This is a genomic window from Streptomyces sp. NPDC096013, assembly GCF_044763565.1.
Taxonomy (GTDB): domain Bacteria; phylum Actinomycetota; class Actinomycetes; order Streptomycetales; family Streptomycetaceae; genus Streptomyces.
The window spans coordinates 696113-718171 of sequence record NZ_JBIWGK010000001.1; the positions used below are offsets into that span (position 1 = coordinate 696113).

Below are 22059 nucleotides of genomic sequence, written 5' to 3' on the forward strand. Positions count from 1 at the left end.
GCCTTTCAATGAGGGTTTTCGACGGCTCGATGAGGATCTTCCATGGCGTCGACGAGTCCGGGGACGTCCCAGTCGCGGACCACGCCGGAGGTGTCGGCGCCCGGCAGGGCGGGCCCGCCGCGCACCGAGGTGGGCGTGGCGGAGAACCGGGGCGCGGGGGCGGGCTGGGTGATCCCGCCGTGCTCGGTGAACGTGCCGCGGGCGGCGAGGTGCGGATGGTGCGGGGCCTCCCGCAGCGACAGCACGGGCGCCACGCACGCGTCCGTACCCGCGAAGACATCCGTCCACTCGTCCCGGGTACGGCTCCGGAAGCGGGCCGCGACCGCGTCGCGCAGCTCGCCCCAGCGGGCCCAGTCCCGGCGTGCGTCGGCGAAGTCGGCCAGGCCGAGCAGGTCCACGAACTCGTCGTAGAACCGCGGCTCCAGGGCGCCGACCGCCATGTGGCCGCCGTCGGCGGTCTCGTAGGTGCCGTAGTACGGGCAGCCGCCGTCGAGGAGGTTGGCGGCGCGCCGGTCCTGCCAGCTGCCGGCCGCGAGCATGGCGTGGATCATCGCGGAGAGGTGGGCGGTGCCGTCGACGATGGCCGCGTCGACGACCTGGCCGGTGCCGCTCACGCGCGCGTGGTGCAGGGCGGCGAGGACGCCGACGACGAGGTAGAGCGCGCCGCCCGCGTAGTCGCCGAGGAGGTTGGCGGGGGCGGGCGGGGGCTCCCCTGGGCTGCCGATCATGCCGAGGGTGCCGGTGAGGGCGATGTACGCGATGTCGTGCCCGGCGCGCTCGGCGAGGGGGCCGTCCTGGCCCCAGCCGGTCATCCGGCCGTAGACGAGCCGGGGGTTGCGGGCGAGGCAGGCCTCGGGGCCGACGCCGAGGCGTTCGGTGACGCCCGGGCGGTTGCCCTCGACGAGGATGTCGGCGCGCTCCACGAGGTCGAGCACGCGCGCGGGGCCCTGCGGTGACTTCAGGTCGACGAGGACCGAGCGCTTGTTGCGGTTGGTGATGTCGTACTCGGGGGCCACGCCGAGTACCGGGCCGCCGGGCCGGTCGACGCGGACGACGTCGGCGCCCAGGTCGGCGAGGAGCATGGCCGCGAAGGGGCCGGGGCCGATCCCGGCCAGCTCGACGACGCGCACGCCGGAGAGCGGGCCGTGCCCGGGCGTCGTTGCCGCTGTCATCCAGCCCCCAGCTGTGACACAACTGATGTAACACCGATGATGCTAAAGAACGTGTTCCACTCGGCACAAGGCCTGGGCGAGCAAGCGCTTAGCCACCGTACCCGCCGTCACCCGCGACCGCCCGCGTCGAGTTCGGCCGTCAGACGCTTCGGGGCTATGGCGCGGTAGCTCTCCTCGACCCAGTTGCACAGCAGCTCGGCGGCGGGGACGCCCTGTCCGGCGAGCGGGACGCGCACCCAGCCGGCCCTGCCGAGGCCGTAGCCCGCGGGTTCGGCGCCGGGTGCGGTGAGCGCGTGGGCGTGGGCCGCCTCGTCCGTGAGCTTGACCGTCATGCCCGGCGGGTGGCTGCCGTCGCCGACACCGAGGAAGACGAACACCTTCCTGCCGACCTTGGCGACGGACTCCCCCCAGGGGAACTCCTCCACGGCGCCCGGCAGGCCGAGGGCGAACTCGCGTACTTTCGCCCGCTTCTTCAGGGCGTTCCTGTCCACGGTCACCTGATACCTCCGGGCTCGTCGTCGGGCTCCGCGGTCCTCACGCTAGCCTCAGCCACCGACAGCGGCGCGGGCCGCGGGACTGGAGTGTCATGAGCAGGCTGAACGGGACGGACCGTCCCTACGACATCGTGCTCTTCGGAGCGACGGGTTTCGTCGGCGTGCTCACCGCGGAGTACCTCGCGGCGCACGCGCCCGAGGGCCTGCGCTGGGCGATCGCCGGCCGGGACGAGCTGAAACTGAAGCGGCTGCGCGAACGGCTGCCCCGGGGCACCGCGGTGGGTGTCCTGCGCGCCGACGTCTCCGACCCGTCCTCGCTGCGCGAACTCGCCGAGCACGCGCGCGTGGTGGCCACGACGGTCGGCCCCTACGTGACCTACGGCGAGGACCTCGTCGCCGCCTGCGCGGACACCGGCACGGACTATCTCGACCTCAGCGGAGAGCCGGAGTTCGTGGACCTGACGTATGTCCGCCACGACGCACGCGCGCGGGAGACCGGCTCCCGGCTGGTGCACTGCGCGGGTTTCGACTCGATCCCGCACGACCTGGGGGCGTACTTCACGGTCCAGCAGCTGCCGGAGGGGGTGCCCCTGACGGTGGACGGCTTCGTGACCGCCGACGCGATGTTCTCCGGCGGTACGTTCGCCAGCGCCCTGAACCAGTTCGCGCGCGGCCGGCAGGTGCTGGCCGCCGCCCGGGAGCGGCGCCGCCACGAGCCGCGCCTGGTGGGCCGCCGGGCCGAAGCGCCCATGGGGGCACCGCGGTTCGCCGGGGAGATCGGGTCCTGGGCGGTCCCCCTGCCGACCATCGACCCGCAGATCGTTCAGCGATCCGCGAAGGCCCTGGACCGCTACGGCCCCGACTTCCGCTACCGCCACTACGCGGCCGCGCGGCGCCTCCCGATGGCGCTCGGCGGGGTCACGGCCGCCGGCGCCCTGTTCACGGCGGCCCAACTCCCGCCCGCCCGACGCTGGTTGTCCGACCGCCTGAAGCCCGGCAACGGGCCGAGCCCGGAGAAGCGCGCCCAGAGCTGGTTCTCCGTGAAGTTCGTCGGCGAGGGCGGCGGCCGACGGGTCTTCACCGAGGTCGCGGGCGGCGACCCCGGCTACGACGAGACGGCCAAGATGTTCGCCGAGTCGGCCCTCGCCCTGGCCCTCGACGAACTCCCGCCCACAGCGGGCCAGGTGACGACAGCGGTGGCCATGGGCGACGCCCTCATCGCACGGCTCCGCGCCGCAGGCATCACGTTCCGGGTGGCGGCGAGCCGGTGAGACTGTCGGACCCCCGTGTCACGATGGACGGCATGGAGACACCGCACACCGAGTGGATCACCGTCGCGGCCTACGAGAACCTGCCCGGCCGCCCCGCGCCGCAGTCGGCCACGCGCGCCTGACTGCGTGAGCGCGGCATCGACTGGATGCCGTTCGCCGAGCGGGAGTTGCGCTATGGCCTCGCCTGCGGCATCGGTCCCGACGGTCGTTGGCACGGCTGGTTCGACGTCCAAGTCCACGCCGACGCGCTCCGCCGCCTAGGACTGCACCCGGACCAGCCCACCGCCGAGGTCACCGGCCCTTCGCCGCCCGGGTGGTGGCATGCCGCGGCGGAGCGCCGGACGCTGTACCCGCCGCTCCCACAAGGGAGTTCGAAGTGATCTCAGGCATGGGATATGATGGATCATGAGCCGGTCGCCGGAACACCCGGAGTTCGGTCGCGCGTCGGTGGTCCAAGGAAAGACGCCCCGCTTCCCGCGGGGAAATGCAGGTGCAAGGCCTGCCCGGCGCTCAAGTCCGAGCCCCACACCGTTCATCACGGTGTGGGGCTCGAGTGTTTCCCGCGCCGGTACACCCCGACGTCACGGCCACAGCGTGTAGATCATGCCGCCGATCCAGGCGAGACCCGCCGCCACGGACAGGACGAGCGCGATGGTCACGGCGCGCTCGACCGGCTGGCTCGGGTGGGCAACGGGCTTCGGGGAACGGTGGGTTGTCATGCGGACAGCCTGCCGATCACGCGGGCGGGGTCGCATCCGTACGCGTACTCAGATCACGTACTCAGGGACCCGGCCCGCAGGTTCACGCGGTCGCCTCCCGCAGCGCCCGCCGACACAGCGCGTCCGCCCTGCGGGTCGTCTCCGGCAGGCGGTACTCCGGAGTGAGCGCGAGGGTGTGGGCGCAGGCGTTGTCCAGGGTCACGCGGTGGCCCACGGAGACGAACACCGGCTTCACGCCGTCCCGGGTGCGCAGGGCGCGGCCCACCTCGTCGGCGTCCGCGCGCAGCGGCGACGAGGAGCCGCGCGCGGTGCCCGGCTCGTCGTAGGTGAAGGTGAACGGGTTCTTGGCGACGCCGATGGTGGGCAGGCCGGTGAGCACGCCGAGGTGGCTGGCGAGGCCGAAGCGGCGGGGGTGGGCGAGGCCGTAGCCGTCGCACACGACCAGGCCCGGCGGGCAGGGCAGCGCCTCCAGAGCGGCCAGCACCGTGGGGATCTCGCGGAAGGCCAACAGCCCCGGTACGTACGGGAAGGAGACCCGGCCCACGGCCGTGGCCTCGGCGACGACGGCGAGGCTCGCCGCGTCCAGCACGACGGCCGCGGCCACCACCACGTCCCGCTCGTCGTCGTAGGCGACGTCGACTCCCGTGACGTGCCCGGTCCTTGGCGGCGGCCCCGGTTCCCCGGTCACCACCCGCTCCCGCAACTCGTCCTGCACGGCGCGGGCCTGCTCCTCGGTCGCGGGCCAGCCCGCGGGAATGTCTACGGTCGTCATGGTGGTGCCGAGCGTACGGGGATCTCCGGAGGGCGAAGCCGCGGCGGGGTCCGCGACGGCCCCGCCCGACTCCTCAGTTCTCCAGCCGCGCCACGCGTCCCAGTTCACCCGCCGCCCAGCAGCCCCGGTCGGCCGCGCAGTCCACGGTGTCGTACGAGCCGGTGTCCACGGTCCGCCAGGTGCGGCCGGCGTCGGTCGTGAGGTCCGTGCCCGTGGGGCCGACCGCGAGGGCCGTGGTGCGGCTGTGGGGCAGCCAGGCGACGCCGGAGCGGTAGGCGGGCGGCGGGGTCGTGGCGGGACGCCAGGTGCGGCCTCCGTCGCCGGTGACGGCCGCCGCCCGCGGTGACGGCGCGCCCGCGGTGTAGTCGCCGCCGACCGCGAGGCCGTGCGTACGGTCGCGGAAGGCGAGGGCGAACACCCCGCGCGCGGGGTCACCCGCCGGGATCGGCGTGTCGGACGCCGTCCAGGTGTGGCCGCGGTCGGCGGAGTGCAGGACACGCGCGCGTGCGCCCCCGCCGGTGGCCAGCCACACATCACGGGGCCCCGAACTCACCAGGCACTGCCCGCTCGCGGCGAAGCCCGCCTCGCCGTCGAGCGCGGCCGGCATCCCGGCGTTCGGGAGCACCTTCCAGGACCGGCCGCCGTCACCGGTGGACAGGATGCGGAACCTGCCGTCCACCGGGTCGCTCATCGCGAGGCCGTGCCGGCTGTCGAAGAAGGTCATGCAGTCGTAGAAGGCGTGCGCGTCGGTGTTGCGGAAGGACTCCGTCCAGGTCGCTCCGGCGTCATCGGTGCGGTAGACGCGGGACGCCTCCCCCTCGCCGATCGCCAGGACGACCGCGTGCCGCGCGTCGAACGCCTCGACGTCCCGGAACTGGAGGTCGGCCGCGCCGGGCGGCGAGACGTTCCGCCAGCTCGCCCCGCCGTCGGTCGTGCGCAGCACCGTGCCCGCCGTCCCGGCCACCCACGCGGTGTTCCGGCTGACCGCCGAGAGACCCCGGAACCGCACGCCGGCGGCCCCGCTGTCCTTCAGCTCCCAGTGCGGAGCCCGGTGCGCGGTGTCCCGCGCCTGCGCCGGTACGGCGGTCAGCGCGGCCAGTGCCGCCCCGCACGCCATGGCCACCGCCATGCTCCGGTACGTACGTCCCACCCGTCGCGTCGTCCCCATGCGCCTCATGGCGGGCGAAGCTAGCCCACTCCCCGGGGGCCGTCCAGATGCCCTCGCCCGCCTTGGGCGCATATGGGCGGCGGTGACAGAGGTCACTCGGAATTCATGTGCACGGATCGGCCCGTTCCGGCGTCTCTTCCAGTGCGGACCAATCCACTCCGGGGTCCGTTCCGGAATCTTTTCAGGAGTCCGTCCGGCCTTCACCGCAGTCGCACCGCCGTCACACAAGGGAGCAAGGCGTTGTCCATCGTCATCGAGCAGCCCGTAGAGGCCCGTCTCGTCGCCGCAGCACCGCGGATGCCGAGCATCCCCGCCACCTTGCACTACGACCGGCGGGACCCGTTCGCCGTCCGGATGACCTTCCCGGCACCGGCCACCCTGGAGGGTGTCGAGGTCTGCTGGACCTTCGCCCGGGAACTCCTCGCGGCCGGTCTGCACCGCCCCGAGGGCCATGGCGACGTCCGGGTGCGGCCGTACGGCTTCGACCGCACCGTCATGGAGTTCCACGCCCCCGAGGGCACCGCCGTCGTGCACGTCCACTCGTCCGAGGTGCGCCGCTTCCTGCACGCCACCGGCGAGCTGGTGCCCGTCGGTCTCGAACACCTCCAGCTCGATCTGGACCACGACCTCGCCGAGCTGATGCGGGACGCCTGCTGAGCTAACGCCCCCGCTCCAGCAGCGAGTTCAGCTCGCCGTAGCCGAGCCCTCCGGCCTGCGCGCCGTAGGTACCCGTGTCCAGCAGCTCCCGCGCGGCACGGCGCACCACGGCGTACGCGGCCAGCGCGACGCCGGAGCCCGCGCTCACCCGCGCGACGCCCAGCGCGGCCAGTTCCGCGACCGGCGGCGCACCGGGGCCGACCAGCACATTGAGCGGCGCGTCGATCCCGTCGGCGAGTTCCTTGACCGTTCCCGGTTCGACGGCCCCGGGGACGAAGATCCCGTCGGCGCCCGCGGCCCGGAACGCGGCGGCCCGCTCCAGGGTCGCGTCCACTCCCCCGGCGCCCCGCAGAAACGTGTCGATGCGCGCGTTGACGAACAGCGGCACGCCCTCCGCGTCGGCGGCCTCGCGGGCTGCGGCGATGCGCTCGGCCTGCTCGGCGACGGGCCGCAGGACGCCCTCACCGCCGTAGAGCGCGTCCTCGATGTTCACCCCCACCGCACCCGCGGCGAGCACCGCGCGGACCGTGTCGGCGACGCCCGCCGGGTCCTCGGCGAAGCCGCTCTCGATGTCGGCGCTCAGCGGTACGGCCACGCTCGCGGCGATCCGGGCGACCGCCGCCACGGCCCGCTCCCGGCCCAGCAGGTCGCCGTCCGGGACGCCGAGCGCCCAGGCCACACCCGCGCTGGTGGTCGCCACGGCCGCCGCGCCGGTGTCCTCGACGATGCGGGCGCTCGCGGCGTCCCACGCGTTCGGCAGGACGAGCGGACGGCCCGGCACATGCAGCGCGCGGAAGGCGAGGGCCCGGTCGCGGAGGGTGTTCTGGTTCGTCATACGGCCCACTCAAGCAGCGTCCGGCGCGCTCCGGCTGGCAGGAATGCGACGTCGACGTGCCGGGTCGCGGGCTGCCGCAGGGCGGGCGCGGACTCTCGTTTAATGCGTTGACAGGCCCACGGCGGCGTTCGTAGCGTTGTCCTCGGTTCTGTTGCCGTCGATAGGAGTAGGACGTTGCTCGTCTGAGGTTCTGAGACACCGCGTCACACACCCCTGAGGTGTGTCCGTCGTGTACGACCTCGGCGTTCGAGCCGTCCTCCGGAGCAGGGCCTTTCTCTCTGTCCCCGAGACCAGTCTCCCGCCTCGCGGTGTCTCGCTACGCGCCTGCCATCGACCGCATCAAGCACCGCGAGGCCCTCATGCATACTTCCGTCACCTGTACGTCCCTCTCCTTCGCGTGGCCCGACGGCACCTCCGTCTTCGAGGACCTGGACGTCGCCTTCGGCCCCGGCAGAACAGGGCTCGTCGGCGTCAACGGATCAGGGAAATCGACCCTGTTGAAGCTGATCGCCGGTCAACTCACCCCGTCCGACGGCACTTTGCGGATCGCGGGCGAGGTCGGGTATCTCCCGCAGAACGTCACCCTCGACACCGCCCTGCGCGTCGACGAGACCCTCGGCATCGCCGCGCGACGCGCCGCCCTGCACGCCATCGAGGCCGGTGACGCGGCCGAGGAGCACTTCGAGACGCTCGGCGACGACTGGGACGTGGAGGAGAGGGCGCTCGCCACCCTGGGTGAACTCGGCCTCGGGCACATCGACTTGGACCGCACCATCGGCGAGGTCTCGGGCGGCGAGTCGGTCCTGCTGCGGCTGGCCGCGCTGCTGCTCGGCCGGCCGGACGTCCTGCTTCTCGACGAGCCGACCAACAACCTCGACCTGTACGCGCGCAAGCGGCTGTACGCGGCCGTCGCGACCTGGCCGGGGGTGATGATCGTGGTCAGCCACGACCGTGAACTCCTCGACCTGGTCGACCAGATCGCCGATCTGCGCGCCGGGGAGATCACCTGGTACGGCGGCAACTTCTCCGCCTACGAGGAGGCCCTGAGCACCGAACAGGACGCCGCCGAACGGATGGTGCGCGTCGCCGAGGCGGACTTCCGCAAGCAGAAGCGCGAACTGTCCGACGCCCAGGTCAAGTTGGCCCGGCGCCGGAAGTACGGACAGAAGATGTTCGAGCAGAAGCGCGAGCCGAAGATCGTCATGGGGGCGCGCCGGCGGGCCGCCCAGGAGTCGGCGGGCAAGCACCGCATCCTGCACGAGGAGCGGCTCGCCGACGCGAAGGAACGGCTCGACGAGGCGGTGGAGGCCGGACGGGACGACGACGAGATCCGCGTCGACCTGCCGTACACGGCCGTACCGCCGGGCCGTCAGGTCCTGACCCTCATGGACCTCGAACTCGCCTACGGCGCCCGGGCGGGCGGGCTCGATCTGCGCGGACCGGAGCGGATCGCGCTGATCGGGCGCAACGGCGCGGGCAAGACGACGCTGCTGCGCACGATCGCCGGGGAGCTGGAGCCGGTGGCGGGCGAGGCGGTGACCCATGTGCCGCTGCGTTTCCTGCCGCAGCGGCTCGACGTCCTCGACGACGGGCTGAGCGTGGCCGAGAACGTGGCCCGGTTCGCGCCGGGCGCCACCAACAACCGGGTCCGGGCGCGGCTGGCCCGCTTCCTGTTCCGGGGCGCCCGCGCCGACCAGCAGGCGGCGACCCTGTCCGGCGGCGAGCGCTTCCGGGCGGCGCTGGCCGCGCTGATGCTCGCGGAGCCCGCTCCGCAGCTGCTGATGCTGGACGAGCCGACGAACAACCTGGACATGGCGAGCGTGCGCCAGCTGACCTCGGCGCTGGAGTCGTACGAGGGGGCGTTGATCGTGGCCAGTCACGACCTGCCGTTCCTGGAGTCGATCGGCATCACCCGCTGGCTGCTGCTGGACGGGGAGCTGCGGACGGTCACGCCGGAGGAGGTGGCCGACCCGGCCTGAGGTCCCGCGCGCATCTCAGGAGGGCCACATCCTCACGGCAGGGGTTTTGTCGGCACGGACGGGTGACGCATGATGGCCAACCGGTGCCGCGACAACGGCGCCGAAACGATCCCGCCGATACGGAGTCCCGCTCGTGCCCAGCAAGAAGGCCCTCGTCCGCCGCCCCAGCCCGCGCCTGGCCGAAGGGCTGGTCACGCACATCGAGCGGGAGAAGGTCGACGTCGAGCAGGCCGTCGAGCAGTGGGAGGCGTACGCGCACGCGCTGCGGGTGCACGGCTGGGAGACCGTCGAGGTGGACCCGGCCGACGACTGCCCGGACTCGGTGTTCGTCGAGGACGCGGTGGTCATGTACAAGAACGTGGCGCTGATCGCCCGGCCCGGCGCCGAGTCCCGGCGCGAGGAGACCGGCGGGGTCGAGGAGGCGGTGGCCCGGCTCGGCTGCTCGGTGAACTGGGTCTGGGAGCCGGGCACCCTGGAGGGCGGTGACGTCCTCAAGGTCGACGACACGATCTACGTCGGCCGGGGCGGCCGGACGAACGCGGCCGGCGTGCAGCAGCTGCGGGCCGTGTTCGAGCCGCTCGGGGCGCGGGTGGTCAGTGTGCCCGTGAGCAAGGTGCTGCATCTGAAGTCGGCGGTCACCGCGCTGCCCGACGGGACGGTGCTCGGACACATCCCGAAGGTGGACCGGCCCTCGCTCTTCCCGCGTTTCCTGTCGGTGCCCGAGGAGGCCGGCGCCCATGTGGTGCTGCTCGGCGGCGACAAACTGCTGATGGCGGCGAGCGCGCCCAAGACGGCCGACCTGCTCAGCGACCTCGGCCACGAGCCGGTCGTGGTGGACATCAGCGAGTTCGAGAAACTCGAAGGATGTGTGACGTGCCTCTCGGTCCGGCTCCGGGACCTGTACGCCTGACCGGGTGACGGAACCACCCGTTCCGCGCCGGGACCTGGGGTCCCGGCGTCGCCCGGGATTCCCCGGGGATGTGACCTGAACAGCGACCTTTTACAGCGCCCTTAACCTACGGTCTCGTAACCTACGGTTTCGTAGCCTACGATTCCGTAAGTTCCACAGCCACCGGCACCGCTCGCCGGTTTGTTCAGTTTTGCACCACGTCCCCCTGGAGTCCCCGTGACGATCACTTCCCCGCACCTCGGCAGCCCCGCAGTCTGGACCGACGCCAAGCTGCTGTACGCGTTGGAAGAAGTCGTCGAGACCGAACTCAACCGGCACCTCAAGGTCACCAAGGACTGGATGCCGCACGAGTACGTCCCGTGGAGCGACGCCCGTAACTTCCCCGGCTTCTTCGAGGACGGCGAGGCCTGGGGCAAGGAGCAGTCCAAGGTCACCGAGATCGGCCGCATCGCCCTCGTCGTGAACCTCCTCACCGAGGACAACCTCCCCAGCTACCACCACGAGATCGCCTCCCTCTTCGGCCGCGACGGCGCCTGGGGCACCTGGGTGCACCGCTGGACGGCGGAGGAGGGCCGGCACGGCATCGTCATGCGGGACTACCTGCTCGCCTCCCGCGCGGTCGACCCGGACAAGCTGGAAGCCTTCCGCATGCAGCACATGAGCGAGGGGTTCGAGTCGGACAACCGGCACTCGATGCTGCACTCCGTGGCCTACGTCGCGTTCCAGGAGCTGGCCACCCGTGTCTCGCACCGCAACACCGGCCACCAGTCGGGCGACCCGGTCTGCGACCGCATGCTGGCCCGCATCGCGACCGACGAGAACCTGCACATGGTCTTCTACCGCAACCTCCTGAAGGCCGCGTTCGACCTGGCCCCCGACCTCACGATGCAGGCCGTGCGCGACGTCCTGGTCAACTTCCGGATGCCCGGTCACGGCATGCCCGGCTTCGAGCGCTTCGCCGCGCAGATGGCCATCGGCGAGGTCTACAACCTGCGCATCCACCACGACGACGTCATCCAGCCCGTGCTGCGCTTCCTGAAGGTCATGGAGATCGACGGTCTCGGCCCCGAGGGCCGGCAGGCGCAGGAGGAGATCGGCCTCTACATGGGCGGCCTGGACTCCGAGGCCGCCAAGTTCGACGAGAAGCTGGCGACCCGCAAGGCCCGCATGGCGGCCCGCGCGACCGCCTGACCCGCCCCGGCCCTCCGCACCGGCGACCGAATCGCCGGTGCGGGAGACGGCCGGCCTGCGGCATCATGCCGCCATGCATGACAACAGCACGTCGGGGGCGGCGGTCGGCTTTCTGCTCGGCCTGATCGACAGCGGGGACGCCGCGCGGATACGGCGGCGGATCGGCCTCCCGGAGCCGGATCCCGAGCGGACCCCCGAGGCCCGGCGCACCGTCGAGATGTGGTCCTGGACGAGGACCCCGGTGCCGGCCTCCGTGCTGCTGTGGGTCCTGGAGCAGGACGACCCGGATCTGAACCTCGGCGTCTGGCAGCACATGTCGGCGGACAACGCGATGCGGCGGGCCATCGTGCGGGGTGTGCCGTTCGGCCCCGGCCACGAAGGGCCCTTGACCGTGGCCGACCGCCTGGGCGGGGAACCCGAGCCGCCGGTCCCCGAGAACTACACCCGCTTCGGCCTGGTCGGCGCCCTGCGCGAGGGCACCTCCATGCGGTCCGCGCGGACGGCCGCGTCGATGGTCCTGGAGCGCTCCGACTGGCAGGCCGTCACGGAGGCGGACCAGGACCGTCCGTTGCCCGGCTACGCGCGCTGGGCGCTGTCCGTACGCCCGGACTGCCCACCCGCACTGCGCGCGCGGTTCGGCACACACCGCAAGTTCACCCACCGGGTGGAGGAGGCCGGTGTCCTGGACAGCCCCGCCGACTACGCGACCGCCTGGGGCCCCGCGTCACATGTACTGAAGGTGCTCGCCACCGGTCGGCTGCTGTTCCCCGCGCGCGCGTCCGAGGCCGAGGACGCCCTGCGCCCCCTCGTGCGCGAGCACTTGGCCGGCCACGAGGACGCCTGGTCGGTGCTGGCGCAGCTGATCGACACGTTCCACGGCAACGCGGTGGAGCTGGTGGTGACGGCGGGCGCGGTCGCCTGAGCCGGGCTCCGGAAACCGGCAGGGGGCGGGGCGGCTGGATTCGAACCAGCGTGCCCCGGTTCTGGAGACCGGTGCGCCTGCCTCTGCGCTACGACCCCGCCCTTGGGGCCAGAGCGTAATGCCTTGGCCCGATGTCAGTGCGGCCTGGTACCACTTGAGGCACTGGGGAAATACGGCGCGGGGGGGGCGTGACATGGCGTACGGGGAGCGGGGTCGGCGTACCCCGGTGGTCGATCTGGCCGACCGCAGGGCGCTGGAGCGGTACCGCCCCGCGGACCCGGCGACGGTCGCCGAGGCGCGGCGGCTGAAGGAGGCCGCGCTGCTGGACTTCGGGCTGACGGAGTCGGCGGTGGCGTCCTGGCTGTACGCGAAGTGCCATCACCAGATCCCGACCACGGCGGTGGACACGGCGGCCGTGGTCGCCTCCGGCGACGGCTCCTGCCTGCTGCTCTTCAACCCGGACTTCTTCGTTCGACTGGGCCTGGACGGCGTGAAGTTCGTCCTCTTCCACGAGGCCCGGCACCTGGTGCAGCGCCATCTGTTCGCCGACCTGGAACTGCGCGACGACCCGGTCTTCGAGCTGGCCGCCGAGGTCTCCATCAACCATGTCGCCCTGGTCCGCCTCGGCCGCACCGACCTGCCCCTCGTGGACGGCCTGCCGACGGGCATCGACCCCCGGACGATCCACACGCTGTACCGCGAGGACCTCACGGCGCACGGCCTGGAGCCGGTGGCGTACGAGGAGTTCGTCGCGACCGACATGAAGGTCTACGGCGAGCTGAAGCGGATGCGGCACCCTCCGGTCCCGGAGCGGCACCTGTGCGTGCACCTGGTGGACGGCCTGGTACCGGCCGACCAGGAGACGGTGGACGCGGTGACGTCGTCCGCGCTGCTGAACTCCCTGCTGGCGGCGCGGCGCGGACACGCGGGCGCGGAGCGGGAGTTGCTCGACCTGATGGGCCGTACGGAAGACGGCTCGGCGCGGGCCGGCCGGATCTGGGGGAACCTCGGCGCGGGCGTCCTGCGCGGCGAGACGGCACGCACGCGTACGGTCCACTGGTGGCAGCGCTGGCTGGTCGACGTCCTCGGCTCGAAGCTGCGCGACGGCGAGCGGCTGGTGTACCCGAAGAAGCGCGGCGCCCTCCTCGCGGCCCTCGGCCAGGATCCGATGCTCTCCCGCCGCGGCCCGGTCCGCGACAAGGTTCTCGTCATCGCCTACGACACCTCGGGCTCGATGCCCCACCAGGTGATCGCCTGGCTCACCGAACTCGTCGGCCGCATCGACGGCGTCGAGGCGCACTGGCTGTCCTTCGACGCCGTGGTGATGCCGTTCCGGCCCGGCGAGCGGGTCTACGGCGGTGGCGGCACGAGTTTCCAGGTGGTCGCGGACTACGTGGAGGGGCGCACGGAGGTGAGCGGCCGGCGGTTCGACGTCACCCCGGACGCGGTCGTCGTCCTCACGGACGGACACGCCCCGCCGATCACGCCCGCCGAGCCGGACAAGTGGATCTGGCTGATCACCGAGGGCGGCAGCGAGTGGCCCGAGACGCACAACCCCGCGATGGACTGCCATCGCGTCACGACAGGATCGCGGTAGATGAGCACTCAGGCAGGGCAGTCGACGACCCCGGCGACCGGGCGTGGCCGGGGTGAGCCGTCGCGTCTGGAGTCGTTCATCGACGCGATGATCGACATGGGGCAGACCGGGCAGATCTTCGGCGAGCACGGCATCGGCAAGACGGCGACGTTCTTCTCGCACATCGGCAGGGCCCACCCGGGCACCGCGCTCGTGTACGTCCCGGCGGCGAACCTGACACCGGACGACCTGCTGGTCAACGCGCCGGTGCGGGACCCGGAGACCGGTGAACTGGTGCTGCGGCAGCTGGTGATGAACCAGTTGAAGCCGGGCACGCCGTTCGTGCTGCTCATCGACGACTCGTTGCAGGCGGGCGACACGGTCCAGTCGCAGCTGATGCAGATCGCCTGCGACTGGACGCTCGGCGAGCACGATCTGCGCGCCCTGGGCTGCGTCGGGGTCTTCCTCACCGACAACGAGTCGCTGTCCGAGACCTCGGCCAGACGCGGCGACCTCGCACTGCTCGACCGCATGGTCACGATGCGGATCACGGCCAACGACACGTCCTGGCGCACGCATCTGGCCGCCAAGTACCGCCCCTGGGACCTCGGTCCGGTGTTCGGTGTCTGGGCCTCGCTCTCGCCCGCGCTGCGCGAGCTGCTCTCCCCGCGCACGCTGGACCACGTCCTGGCCAACGCGAAGGAGGGCTTCCCGCTCCGCTGGGGTCTGCCCCTGATCGACGGCGAGCGGCTCCGTCTCGCCGAGCCCGGCGCGGACGGAAGACCCGGGCAGAACCGCACGGCGGAGATCCTGGGCCGCGTCGCCGAGGCTCTGGGCGTACCCAACCCGGCCACGATCCCCGACCCGGTACGGCAGGTCGTGCGGGCCGCGCTGCGCAACCGCTGGACGGTGCTGTTGCAGGGGCCGCCCGGGTGCGGCAAGACGGAGCTGGTCCGGGAGACCGTGCGTGCGGGCCTGGGCCGTGAGCCACTGTACTTCTCGCTGCCGGTGACGAACGTCGAGGACCTGTGCGCGCCGATCCCGTCGGCGGACGGCACCCTGGACAACCTGCTGGCCGCGAACTTCACCGGGCCCGGGCCGAAGGCGATCGTGTGGGACGAGTACAACCGCCCCAAGGACAAGGCCGCGTTCGCCAAGCTCATGGAGATCACCCAGGAGTGGTCGCTGGCCGGCCGGCGGATCGAGAACCTGCGGGCACAGATCGCCGTCCAGAACCCGCCGTACCACCTGGGCCGCAAGCTGCTGGTCTCGCGGAACAACATCGCGCAGGCGACGCGGTTCACGGCGTCGCTGACGGTGGAGCCGGAGGACATCCCGGCCAACGAGTGGCTGCTCGCGCGGTACGGCGCGGACGCGGAGACGGTGCTGGAGTGGTGGAAGCACGACATCGACGACGACGGCCGCGCCTGGATCACCAAGCGCACGCTGGAGCGGCTCATCAAGCTGCACCGGCGGGGGCTGCCGCTGGAGATGGCGACGGTGTATCTCGGCGACGGCGAGTACGCGCCCGTGCCGCTCACCGCCCTGATCGACCGCTTCAGGGGCCGCCCGGTCACCGGTCTGCGCGAGCTCGCGCGGGACGCGGACGCCTGGGAGGTCCGGCTGCGCCGCGCCGCCGACCACACCGACGAGGGCGGCGACGACAGCGACGTGGTCCACCAGATCCTCGCCAACGCCGAGTTGTCCCAGCTGAAGAAGCACCGCGCGGTGGTGGCCCGCATGGTGGCGCTGCTGCCGACGAAGCTCCGGGCGACCTATCTGGTGGGGGCGTCGGCTCAGCAACAGCGGTTCTGGACCGACATATTCACTGGCCTGGCGCGTCGCTGACCCCGTGCTCGCCCTCCCCCGGCCGTGCCGTGCGGTGCACACTGCGGACGGCGGCCACGTCGGGGGCGAGCGCCGGTCGGGAGACGTGGGCGGTGAGGGTCTCCAGGCGGCGTTTGATGCTGGCGGCGATGCCCTGGCCGAGGACGAAGCGGGTGGGGGTGAGCGCGCGGGGTGCCGTGTCGAGGAGCCTGTGGGCCTCGCGGCTGCGCATCCCGGTGTGGGACAGGACGAGATGGCTCAGGCGGTGTTCGGCACCGGCAAGGGCCTCGGCGATGGCTTCGGCGGCGGCCAGATCGACGTGGTTGTCGGTCGCGCCGAGCACGGCCGCCGCCCGCACCCGGCCCAGGTCCAGCAGGGCGACCCCGGCCGCGGTGGCCGCCGTCACCAGCCGCGCGGCTCCCCGCGGACCGATGCCGTTGCTGGCGACGGACAGCCGTACGAGCCGTCCGTACGGCGCGCGTTCCAGGGCGTCGGCCAGGAGGAGGGCGCCCGTGTCCCCCAACCGCGCCGCGGATACGTAGAGTTCATCGACGGCGCCCGCCGCGACGACAGCGGCGAGAGGCGCGGCGCCCTCCGCGCCGAGCGGGTTGCCGCCGATGAAGAGGCGCTCGATACGGCGTCCGTTGCCGTCGGCGGCGAGCAGCGCGTCGGCGAGGACGGTCACCCCGGCCGGGTCGAGTCCGGTCTGTACGAGGTCGAGGGTGCGCAACGACCGCGCGGACGCGATGAGTTCGGCCGCCGCCCGCCCACCCCCGCTGCCCAGCGGGTTGCGCTTGAGCCACACCCCGGTGACGACCTGCGGGGAGGCACGCAACTGGTCGGCGATCCGACAGGCACCACCGGCCGTGATCCCGTTGCAGCCGAGGTAGAGCGTCTCGACCTCACCGCTCCCCCCGGCCACGACCTCGGCCCCCTCGTCCCCGAGCCCGTCGGTGCCCAGCAGCAAGTGCCGTACGGGAGAGGGGCCTTGGGCCAGCGCCTCCGACACCAGCGCTGCGCCTTCGGCCCCCAGCTCCTGCTTGCACAGGTCGAGTCGGCCGTCGGGCAGCGCCGTACCGACCGCGAAGTCGAGGCGCTCGCCGGCCGGGCGCCCGGCGCGCAACCAGTCGAGCAGCGGGGCGAGTTCGGCGACCGGTCGCGGCCGGATGTACGGAACACCGGCGAAGGCGACCGTCGAGGGTGTCAGGGGCTCGGGGTTCGGGGCGTCCGGAGACTGGTGAATCCCTTCTCCCGCCTGCGTGTTCCCCTCGCCGCCGCTCACCACGCCGCCTCCCGATAGTCCTTGAGGAACACCCCGGACACCGGGTCCCCGGCTTCGCCGCGCACGATCGGATCGTAGACGCGGGCCGCGCCGTCGACGATGTCGAGGGGAGTGCGGAAGCCGGCCCGGGCCATGCGGCCCTTCTTGGGGGCCGGGTTCTCGTCCGTGATCCAGCCCGTGTCGACGGCGCACATGTGGACGCCCTGGCCGGCGAGTTCGGCGGCGCTGGTGCGGGTGAGCATGTTGAGCGCGGCCTTGGCCATGTTGGTGTGCGGGTGCCCGGCCATTTTGTTGCGTACGGCGAACCTGCCCTCCACGGCGGTGACGTTGACGACGTACCGGCGGGGGCGCGGCGAGGCGAGCAGCAGGGGCAGCAGTCGGTCGCAAAGGAGCGCGGGGGCAAGGGCGTTGACGAGCTGGGTCTCCAGGACCTCGGCCGGGTCGAGGGCGCCGAGCCGGGCGGACCAGGAGTTCTCCGGCGACGGGTCGGGCAGCAGTCCGGCCTCGTCGGCCTCGCGCAGCACGACAGGCAGCGCCGAGGCCCCGCCCGCGAGCATCCGCATCGGCGTGAAGCCGGGCGCGGCCCGCGCCCCCTCCGGCAGCGCGTCCCGCTCCCCGGCGGCCAGCAGGGCGTACGACTGCGGAGGGCGTCGTACGGTCTGCGCGGCGTTGTTGACGAGGATGTCGAGGGGCTCGCCCGTCTGCCGCAACTCCTCGCACAGGCCGAGCACTTGGCGCGGATCGCGCAGGTCCACGGCGAGGACCGTCAGCCGGTCGAGCCACTTCTCGCTGCCCGGCTCGGCACGGAAGCGGCGTACGGCGTCGTGCGGGAACCGGGAGGTGATCAGTACCTCCGCGCCGTCCCGCAGCATCATCAGCGCCAGCTGGAAACCGATCTTCACCCGGCCGCCGGTGAGCAGCGCCCGGCGCCCGCTCAAGTCCGTACTCAGCGCTCTGCGGGCGGAGTTGTCGGCGGCGCACGCGGGACACAGCCGGTGGTAGAAGGAATCCACCTGTCGATAGGGCGACTTGCAGACGTAGCAGCCGCGCGGCTTGCGGTAGACGCCGGCGGAGTCCGCCCGCTCCACCTGCTCGCCCACGGCGTTCAACGGGGCGTCCTCGCGTCGGTCCGCCGCGCCGGTCGCGGTCGCCGCCATCGTCGCCGCGTCGGCCGCGGAGAGGTCGGCGCCGCGAGCCTTGCGGCGGCGCAGCCGGCCGTCGCGGGCGAAGGACGCGGCGACCTGTTCCGCCCGCAGACGCACCGGATCGTCGACGGGCAGCTCCCGCAGCCTGCCCACCGTCCGGTGGAAGGCGGTCAGTTCCGCCTCGGTGATCCCGCCCTCGTCCGTCATCGTTCCCCGCCCCGGCCGTGCCACGAAGTGGGGCCCCGGCCGGATTCGAACCGGCGTATCCGCCTTGCCAAGGCGGTGAGTCTGCCTCTGCTCTACAGGGCCCCCGAACGCAGCCCGGGGATCGGATTCGAACCGATGTGCCTTGTCTTGGCAAGACGTGCGCCTGCCTCTGCGCTACGCCCGGGTGCGCCCCCGGATCCTAACCGCACGCCCCGCGCACACCGCACCGGATAAACGGCCTCGTTCAGCGAGAGCCGGTGCGGCGGATCTCCAGGCGTTCCTTCTCGGAGAGGCCGCCCCACACTCCGAAGCGTTCGTCGTTGTCGAGGGCGTACTCCAGGCAGGCGGTGCGGATCGGGCACATGCCGCAGATCCGCTTGGCCTCCCTGACGGAGCTGCCGGGCTCGGGGAAGAAGAAGTCCGCCCCGGTCTGCGCGCACAACGCCTCCTGCTGCCAGTCCAGGTCGGGCGCGGTGATCGTGTCGATGTGCATGGCCAGGATCGTGCCGCCCGGTGAAAAACGTTCCATCAACGCGGGATCAACGCCACGCTCCGAGGCCTCCGGCCGCCCCGATGATGGCCCCACGCCCGCACCGGCGCACGGCGGCGCGCGGAGCCGGTATGAAAACACGGAGAACTTCATCGGTCACCGAGGGTAACCGACGCGGTATCCGCGACCCGCTGCGTCACTCCGGCAGCGATTGTCAGTGGGCGGTGCAAGACTCGGCAGTGCAGAGAACGGGCCCTTCCCGACGGGACCCTTCAATCAGGAGGGCAATGATGCTCACCACCCGTTTCATCAACGGCGCTCCGAACTGGCTGGACGTCGGCTCCCCCGACATCGACAGCGCCATCTCCTTCTACGGCGGTCTCTTCGGCTGGCAGTTCCAGTCGGCGGGACCCGAGGCCGGCGGCTACGGCTTCTTCCAGCTCGACGGCAGGACGGTCGCCGGCGGGATGCCCCTGCCCGCAGAGCACACCTCGTCCGCCTGGACCGTGTACTTCCAGAGCCCGGACGCGGAAGCCACGGCCAAGACGGTGGAACAGGCGCACGGCGCGGTCCTGTTCCAGCCCATGGACGTGCTGGGCCAGGGCCACATGGCGATCCTCAGGGACCCCGCGGGCGCGGCGTTCGGCATCTGGCAGCCGGGACAGATGAAGGGTGTCGACGTCGCGGGCGATCCCGGGTCGCTGACCTGGGTCGAGCTGTACACACCGGACGTGGCCGCGGCGGCGGCGTTCTACAACGTGTCGCTGGGTCTGGAGACCTCGGCCGCCCCCATGGCGGGTGTCGACTACACCTGCGTCAACCCGTCCGGCGCCGGTGAGGACGCGATGTTCGGCGGCATCGTCCCCCTCGACTTCGACCCGAACGGCACGACGTCCGGGGCGTACTGGCTCGCGTACTTCGAGGTCGCCGACGTCGACGCGACGGTGACGAAGGCGCAGGAGTCGGGCGGCTCGGTCACGGTGCCGGCCACCGACATGGAGGGCGTCGGCCGCATCGCCCAACTCGCCGACCCGCACGGCGCGCGCTTCGCCGTCATCAGGAGCGAGGCGCCGCAGAGCTGACGGGGCATGGGGATCGGCACGGGTGCCAGGTCCCGCGCGGGGTGCGCGGGGCACGGCACGCGTGCCGGAACGGCCGGCGCAGGCCACCGCTGCCCCCTAAGCCCCCCCCGGGCACCGCTGCCCCCCTGACCCCGCGGGCACCGCGCCCCCTAACCCCCGGCTGGCCCCTAACCCCCGGCCGCCGCACGCACGCGCCCGCGCACCCACCCCCCACCTCTCACGCCGACTCCCGGTGAACCAAGGTCGTCGGCAGGATCACGCTGGAGGGCGCCCCTCCGACGCCGTCGTGGGCCCCCCGCCGGTCGAGCCCGCGCAGCAACAGGCGGGCCATCAGCCGCCCCATCCCCTCGATGTCCTGGCGGACGGTCGTGAGCGGGGGCTCGGTCTGTTCGGCGACCGGGAGCATGTCGTCGAAGCCGATCACCGCCACGTCCTCCGGCACCCGCAGCCCTTCCTCGCGGAGCACCTTCATGGCGCCGTAGGCGGTGAGGTCGTTGGCGGCGAACACGGCGTCCACGTCGGGGCAGTTGTGGAGGAGTTCCCGCATCGCACGCTCACCGCCGGCCGGGGTGAAGTCGCTCTCCACGATCAGCCGGGGATCGACGTCGACCATGACGTCCCGGAACCCGTCGAGCCGGTCCACCGCGGAGGTCTGGTCGAGCGCACCGGTGATGTGCGCGATCCGGGTGCGGCCGAGCCCGACGAGATGCCGTACGGCCTCGCGGGCGCCGCCCCGGTTGTCGCAGTCGACGTACACCGTGGGCCCGGACGCCCGCGTCCCCTCGCTCCAGCCGGGCCGGCCGCCGAACACCGTGGGGACACCGGCACGTTGGATCAGTCCGGGCAGCGGGTCCTCAAGGTGCAGGGAGAAGACGAGCGCGCCGTCCACATGTCCGCCGGCGAGATAGCGGCCGACGCGGGCGTGGTCGTCCCGGCCTTCCGTGAGAAGCAGCACGAGCTGGGAGTCGTGTGCGGTCAACTCCTTGCTGATGCCCCGGAGTTGCATGGCGAAGAAGGGGTCGGCGAAGACACGGGTCTCCGGTTCCGCGATCACCACGGCGATGGCGTCGTGCCGCTTGGTCACCAGGCTCCGGGCGGCCTGGTTGGGGACGTAGCCTAGTTCGTCCACCGCCTGCCGGACCCGCTCGACGAGTGATTCCCGTACACCGTCCCCGCCGTTGACCACGCGCGACACGGTGGCCCGCGACACCCCCGCCCGCGCGGCCACGGCCTCCAGCGTGGGACGCGGCGCTGTCTCGGTCACGTCTGGACCCCTCCTCGATGCTGCGGCACAGGATAGCGGCGGCCGAACCTGAAGGTGGGAGCGCTCTTGGCACCGGGCGCCCCACCGCTCTTGGTACCGGGCGCCCCACCGGTCCCGCCCCTCACTTCACTAGACGCGTACACCCGTCGGCCCCTCCGTCCCTCACCCCAGCAGATCCACCCGCCGCCCCACCCCGTCCCGCTCCGCCCGCTCGTACGCCAGCCAGGCGAGGGCCAGATCCTGCCACGGCATTCCGACGGGGGCGTAGACGGAACGCGCCCCGGCGTCGCCCCGTCCCGGATGGTCGCCGCGCAGCACATCGCCGAGCGTGGTGTCGATGTCCGTGGCGGCCAACGCGCCGACGGACTCGACCAGTTGACGGTCGTCGACGACCACGAGCGCCTTGTCGAGCAGATCGGGGGCGAGTTCCCGCTTGCCCGGTTCGTCGGCGCCCAGGCTCGTGAGGTGCTGGCCCTGCCGGGTGTCCGCGAGGGACAGCAGGGGGGTGCGGGACCAGGTCGACAGCAGGACGATGTCGGCGGCCGAGGCGATCTCCTTCGCCGAACCGAGCACCCGGCCGCCATGCCGTACGGCGAACTCACCGGCGCGCTCGAAGTCCGTGTCGTAGATGACGAGTTGACCGTAGGACCGCAGCGCGCCCAGCCCCCGCACCATCAACTCGGCCTGGGCCCCCGCCCCGATCACCCCCACCACCGCGTCCTCCGCCGACCCCGCGAGCGCGTCCGTGCCCAGGGCCGCCGCCAGCCCCGTGCGCCACGCGGTCACCGTCGCCGAGTCCAGCAGGGCGAGCAACTCGCCGTCCGCACCGCTGTACAGACACAGCACGCCCTTCAACGCGGGCCGCGCACCGGGGAACTTGGAGTTGACCTTCACGGTGTAGGCCTCGATGCCGGGCAGCAGTCCCGGGAGCAGAGCGGTCGCCGTACCGTCGAACGGCAGGTCGGTACGCACCCGTTGGCCCGGGATCGCCGCGGCGGCCCCCGTCGCGAGAAACCCGGCGCGCAGCGCGGCAAGGCAGGCCGAGGGCTCCAGCAGCGATCCGAGATCGCTCCGGGTCAGCAGGCGCGTCATACGC

The 22059-nt window shown here is 72.4% G+C and carries 21 protein-coding genes and 3 tRNA genes; 10 read left to right on the forward strand and 14 right to left on the reverse strand.

The features are described from left to right. Positions 1-5: 5 nt before the first annotated feature. Positions 6-1172: a CaiB/BaiF CoA transferase family protein gene (locus ACIRB1_RS03115; RefSeq protein WP_403464370.1), complete on the reverse strand. Its 1167-nt coding sequence runs from the start codon at positions 1170-1172 to the stop codon at positions 6-8. Positions 1173-1279: 107 nt separating this feature from the next. Beyond that, positions 1280-1669 (reverse strand): MmcQ/YjbR family DNA-binding protein, encoded by a 390-nt coding sequence (locus tag ACIRB1_RS03120; protein WP_403464371.1) that lies wholly within the window; start codon positions 1667-1669, stop codon positions 1280-1282. Positions 1670-1758: 89 nt separating this feature from the next. Between ACIRB1_RS03120 and ACIRB1_RS03125 the strand changes: the two genes are divergently transcribed. Next, positions 1759-2937: a saccharopine dehydrogenase family protein gene (locus tag ACIRB1_RS03125; RefSeq protein WP_403464372.1), complete on the forward strand. Its 1179-nt coding sequence runs from the start codon at positions 1759-1761 to the stop codon at positions 2935-2937. 146 nt (positions 2938-3083) lie between these two features. Then, positions 3084-3317, forward strand: coding sequence for a hypothetical protein (locus ACIRB1_RS03130; protein WP_403464373.1), 234 nt, complete (start codon positions 3084-3086; stop codon positions 3315-3317). Positions 3318-3518: 201 nt separating this feature from the next. On the opposite strand, the gene mmpA is transcribed toward ACIRB1_RS03130, so the two are convergent. From mmpA to ACIRB1_RS03145, 3 genes are all read right to left on the reverse strand, one after another. Next, on the reverse strand, positions 3519-3656 hold the full coding sequence (gene mmpA / locus ACIRB1_RS03135; protein ID WP_199824137.1) for a morphogenic membrane protein MmpA: 138 nt from the start codon (positions 3654-3656) through the stop codon (positions 3519-3521). An 82-nt stretch (positions 3657-3738) separates the two neighbouring features. After that, positions 3739-4428 carry an endonuclease V gene (locus ACIRB1_RS03140; protein WP_403464374.1) on the reverse strand — a complete coding sequence of 230 codons (690 nt, stop codon included), beginning with the start codon at positions 4426-4428 and terminating at the stop codon, positions 3739-3741. Between the two features lie 73 nt (positions 4429-4501). After that, positions 4502-5557 carry an oxidoreductase gene (locus tag ACIRB1_RS03145; protein ID WP_352181056.1) on the reverse strand — a complete coding sequence of 352 codons (1056 nt, stop codon included), beginning with the start codon at positions 5555-5557 and terminating at the stop codon, positions 4502-4504. Positions 5558-5836: 279 nt separating this feature from the next. Here ACIRB1_RS03145 and ACIRB1_RS03150 point away from each other — a divergent pair, with 279 nt between their 5' ends. Further along, positions 5837-6253 carry an SsgA family sporulation/cell division regulator gene (locus tag ACIRB1_RS03150; RefSeq protein WP_352181055.1) on the forward strand — a complete coding sequence of 139 codons (417 nt, stop codon included), beginning with the start codon at positions 5837-5839 and terminating at the stop codon, positions 6251-6253. A 1-nt stretch (position 6254) separates the two neighbouring features. Here ACIRB1_RS03150 and ACIRB1_RS03155 read toward each other — a convergent pair whose 3' ends face one another. Beyond that, the gene (locus ACIRB1_RS03155; RefSeq protein ID WP_403464375.1) at positions 6255-7088 is read right to left on the reverse strand and encodes an isocitrate lyase/phosphoenolpyruvate mutase family protein; all 834 of its coding nucleotides are present in this window, start codon (positions 7086-7088) and stop codon (positions 6255-6257) included. Between the two features lie 359 nt (positions 7089-7447). Between ACIRB1_RS03155 and ACIRB1_RS03160 the strand changes: the two genes are divergently transcribed. The 4 genes from ACIRB1_RS03160 to ACIRB1_RS03175 all read left to right on the forward strand — a co-directional run bounded on the left by ACIRB1_RS03160 (position 7448) and on the right by ACIRB1_RS03175 (position 12090). Then, complete coding sequence (locus tag ACIRB1_RS03160; RefSeq protein WP_403464894.1) at positions 7448-9067, forward strand: ABC-F family ATP-binding cassette domain-containing protein; 1620 nt, start codon at positions 7448-7450, stop codon at positions 9065-9067. 133 nt (positions 9068-9200) lie between these two features. After that, positions 9201-9977 (forward strand): dimethylargininase, encoded by a 777-nt coding sequence (gene ddaH / locus ACIRB1_RS03165; RefSeq protein ID WP_328827279.1) that lies wholly within the window; start codon positions 9201-9203, stop codon positions 9975-9977. A gap of 216 nt (positions 9978-10193) precedes the next feature. Then, positions 10194-11168, forward strand: a complete 975-nt coding sequence (locus ACIRB1_RS03170; protein WP_352181052.1) for an acyl-ACP desaturase — start codon at positions 10194-10196, stop codon at positions 11166-11168. A gap of 73 nt (positions 11169-11241) precedes the next feature. Next, complete coding sequence (locus tag ACIRB1_RS03175; protein WP_403464376.1) at positions 11242-12090, forward strand: hypothetical protein; 849 nt, start codon at positions 11242-11244, stop codon at positions 12088-12090. 24 nt (positions 12091-12114) lie between these two features. On the opposite strand, the gene ACIRB1_RS03180 is transcribed toward ACIRB1_RS03175, so the two are convergent. Beyond that, positions 12115-12190: transfer RNA gene (locus tag ACIRB1_RS03180), tRNA-Trp, on the reverse strand. Between the two features lie 93 nt (positions 12191-12283). Between ACIRB1_RS03180 and ACIRB1_RS03185 the strand changes: the two genes are divergently transcribed. After that, complete coding sequence (locus ACIRB1_RS03185) at positions 12284-13687, forward strand: hypothetical protein (RefSeq protein WP_403464378.1); 1404 nt, start codon at positions 12284-12286, stop codon at positions 13685-13687. Next, positions 13688-15514 (forward strand): AAA family ATPase, encoded by a 1827-nt coding sequence (locus tag ACIRB1_RS03190; RefSeq protein ID WP_403464379.1) that lies wholly within the window; start codon positions 13688-13690, stop codon positions 15512-15514. It begins immediately after the preceding gene. Here ACIRB1_RS03190 and ACIRB1_RS03195 read toward each other — a convergent pair. The 5 genes from ACIRB1_RS03195 to ACIRB1_RS03215 all read right to left on the reverse strand — a co-directional run bounded on the left by ACIRB1_RS03195 (position 15492) and on the right by ACIRB1_RS03215 (position 18620). Then, positions 15492-16775: a ribonuclease inhibitor gene (locus ACIRB1_RS03195; protein WP_403464380.1), complete on the reverse strand. Its 1284-nt coding sequence runs from the start codon at positions 16773-16775 to the stop codon at positions 15492-15494. The genes ACIRB1_RS03190 and ACIRB1_RS03195 overlap by 23 nt on opposite strands. Continuing rightward, on the reverse strand, positions 16772-18127 hold the full coding sequence (locus ACIRB1_RS03200) for an SDR family NAD(P)-dependent oxidoreductase (protein ID WP_403464381.1): 1356 nt from the start codon (positions 18125-18127) through the stop codon (positions 16772-16774). The genes ACIRB1_RS03195 and ACIRB1_RS03200 overlap by 4 nt, the downstream gene beginning before the upstream one ends. 30 nt (positions 18128-18157) lie before the next feature. After that, positions 18158-18229 (reverse strand) — tRNA-Ala (locus tag ACIRB1_RS03205). Positions 18230-18239: 10 nt separating this feature from the next. Beyond that, positions 18240-18312: transfer RNA gene (locus ACIRB1_RS03210), tRNA-OTHER, on the reverse strand. A 59-nt stretch (positions 18313-18371) separates the two neighbouring features. Further along, positions 18372-18620, reverse strand: a complete 249-nt coding sequence (locus ACIRB1_RS03215; RefSeq protein ID WP_352181364.1) for a WhiB family transcriptional regulator — start codon at positions 18618-18620, stop codon at positions 18372-18374. Between the two features lie 287 nt (positions 18621-18907). Here ACIRB1_RS03215 and ACIRB1_RS03220 point away from each other — a divergent pair, with 287 nt between their 5' ends. After that, the gene (locus ACIRB1_RS03220; RefSeq protein ID WP_403464895.1) at positions 18908-19699 is read left to right on the forward strand and encodes a VOC family protein; all 792 of its coding nucleotides are present in this window, start codon (positions 18908-18910) and stop codon (positions 19697-19699) included. A 217-nt stretch (positions 19700-19916) separates the two neighbouring features. On the opposite strand, the gene ACIRB1_RS03225 is transcribed toward ACIRB1_RS03220, so the two are convergent. Both ACIRB1_RS03225 and ACIRB1_RS03230 read right to left on the reverse strand, forming a co-directional pair. After that, positions 19917-20963, reverse strand: coding sequence for a LacI family DNA-binding transcriptional regulator (locus tag ACIRB1_RS03225; RefSeq protein WP_403464382.1), 1047 nt, complete (start codon positions 20961-20963; stop codon positions 19917-19919). A gap of 162 nt (positions 20964-21125) precedes the next feature. Further along, a complete protein-coding gene (locus ACIRB1_RS03230; protein ID WP_403464383.1) occupies positions 21126-22055 on the reverse strand; it encodes an ornithine cyclodeaminase family protein in 930 nt (309 codons plus the stop codon). Positions 22056-22059 lie beyond the last annotated feature (4 nt).

Coding starts and splice junctions, on each gene's coding strand:
- ACIRB1_RS03200 (WP_403464381.1), bottom strand. CDS start 18,127: ATGACGGACGAGGGCGGGATCACCGAGGCGGAACTGACCGCCTTCCAC.
- ACIRB1_RS03185 (WP_403464378.1), top strand. CDS start 12,284: ATGGCGTACGGGGAGCGGGGTCGGCGTACCCCGGTGGTCGATCTGGCC.
- ACIRB1_RS03130 (WP_403464373.1), top strand. CDS start 3,084: ATGCCGTTCGCCGAGCGGGAGTTGCGCTATGGCCTCGCCTGCGGCATC.
- ACIRB1_RS03155 (WP_403464375.1), bottom strand. CDS start 7,088: ATGACGAACCAGAACACCCTCCGCGACCGGGCCCTCGCCTTCCGCGCG.
- ACIRB1_RS03140 (WP_403464374.1), bottom strand. CDS start 4,428: ATGACGACCGTAGACATTCCCGCGGGCTGGCCCGCGACCGAGGAGCAG.
- ACIRB1_RS03220 (WP_403464895.1), top strand. CDS start 18,908: ATGCTCACCACCCGTTTCATCAACGGCGCTCCGAACTGGCTGGACGTC.
- ACIRB1_RS03145 (WP_352181056.1), bottom strand. CDS start 5,557: ATGGCGGTGGCCATGGCGTGCGGGGCGGCACTGGCCGCGCTGACCGCC.
- ACIRB1_RS03125 (WP_403464372.1), top strand. CDS start 1,759: ATGAGCAGGCTGAACGGGACGGACCGTCCCTACGACATCGTGCTCTTC.
- ACIRB1_RS03230 (WP_403464383.1), bottom strand. CDS start 22,055: ATGACGCGCCTGCTGACCCGGAGCGATCTCGGATCGCTGCTGGAGCCC.
- ACIRB1_RS03175 (WP_403464376.1), top strand. CDS start 11,242: ATGCATGACAACAGCACGTCGGGGGCGGCGGTCGGCTTTCTGCTCGGC.
- mmpA (WP_199824137.1), bottom strand. CDS start 3,656: ATGACAACCCACCGTTCCCCGAAGCCCGTTGCCCACCCGAGCCAGCCG.
- ACIRB1_RS03215 (WP_352181364.1), bottom strand. CDS start 18,620: ATGCACATCGACACGATCACCGCGCCCGACCTGGACTGGCAGCAGGAG.
- ACIRB1_RS03115 (WP_403464370.1), bottom strand. CDS start 1,172: ATGACAGCGGCAACGACGCCCGGGCACGGCCCGCTCTCCGGCGTGCGC.
- ACIRB1_RS03190 (WP_403464379.1), top strand. CDS start 13,688: ATGAGCACTCAGGCAGGGCAGTCGACGACCCCGGCGACCGGGCGTGGC.
- ACIRB1_RS03160 (WP_403464894.1), top strand. CDS start 7,448: ATGCATACTTCCGTCACCTGTACGTCCCTCTCCTTCGCGTGGCCCGAC.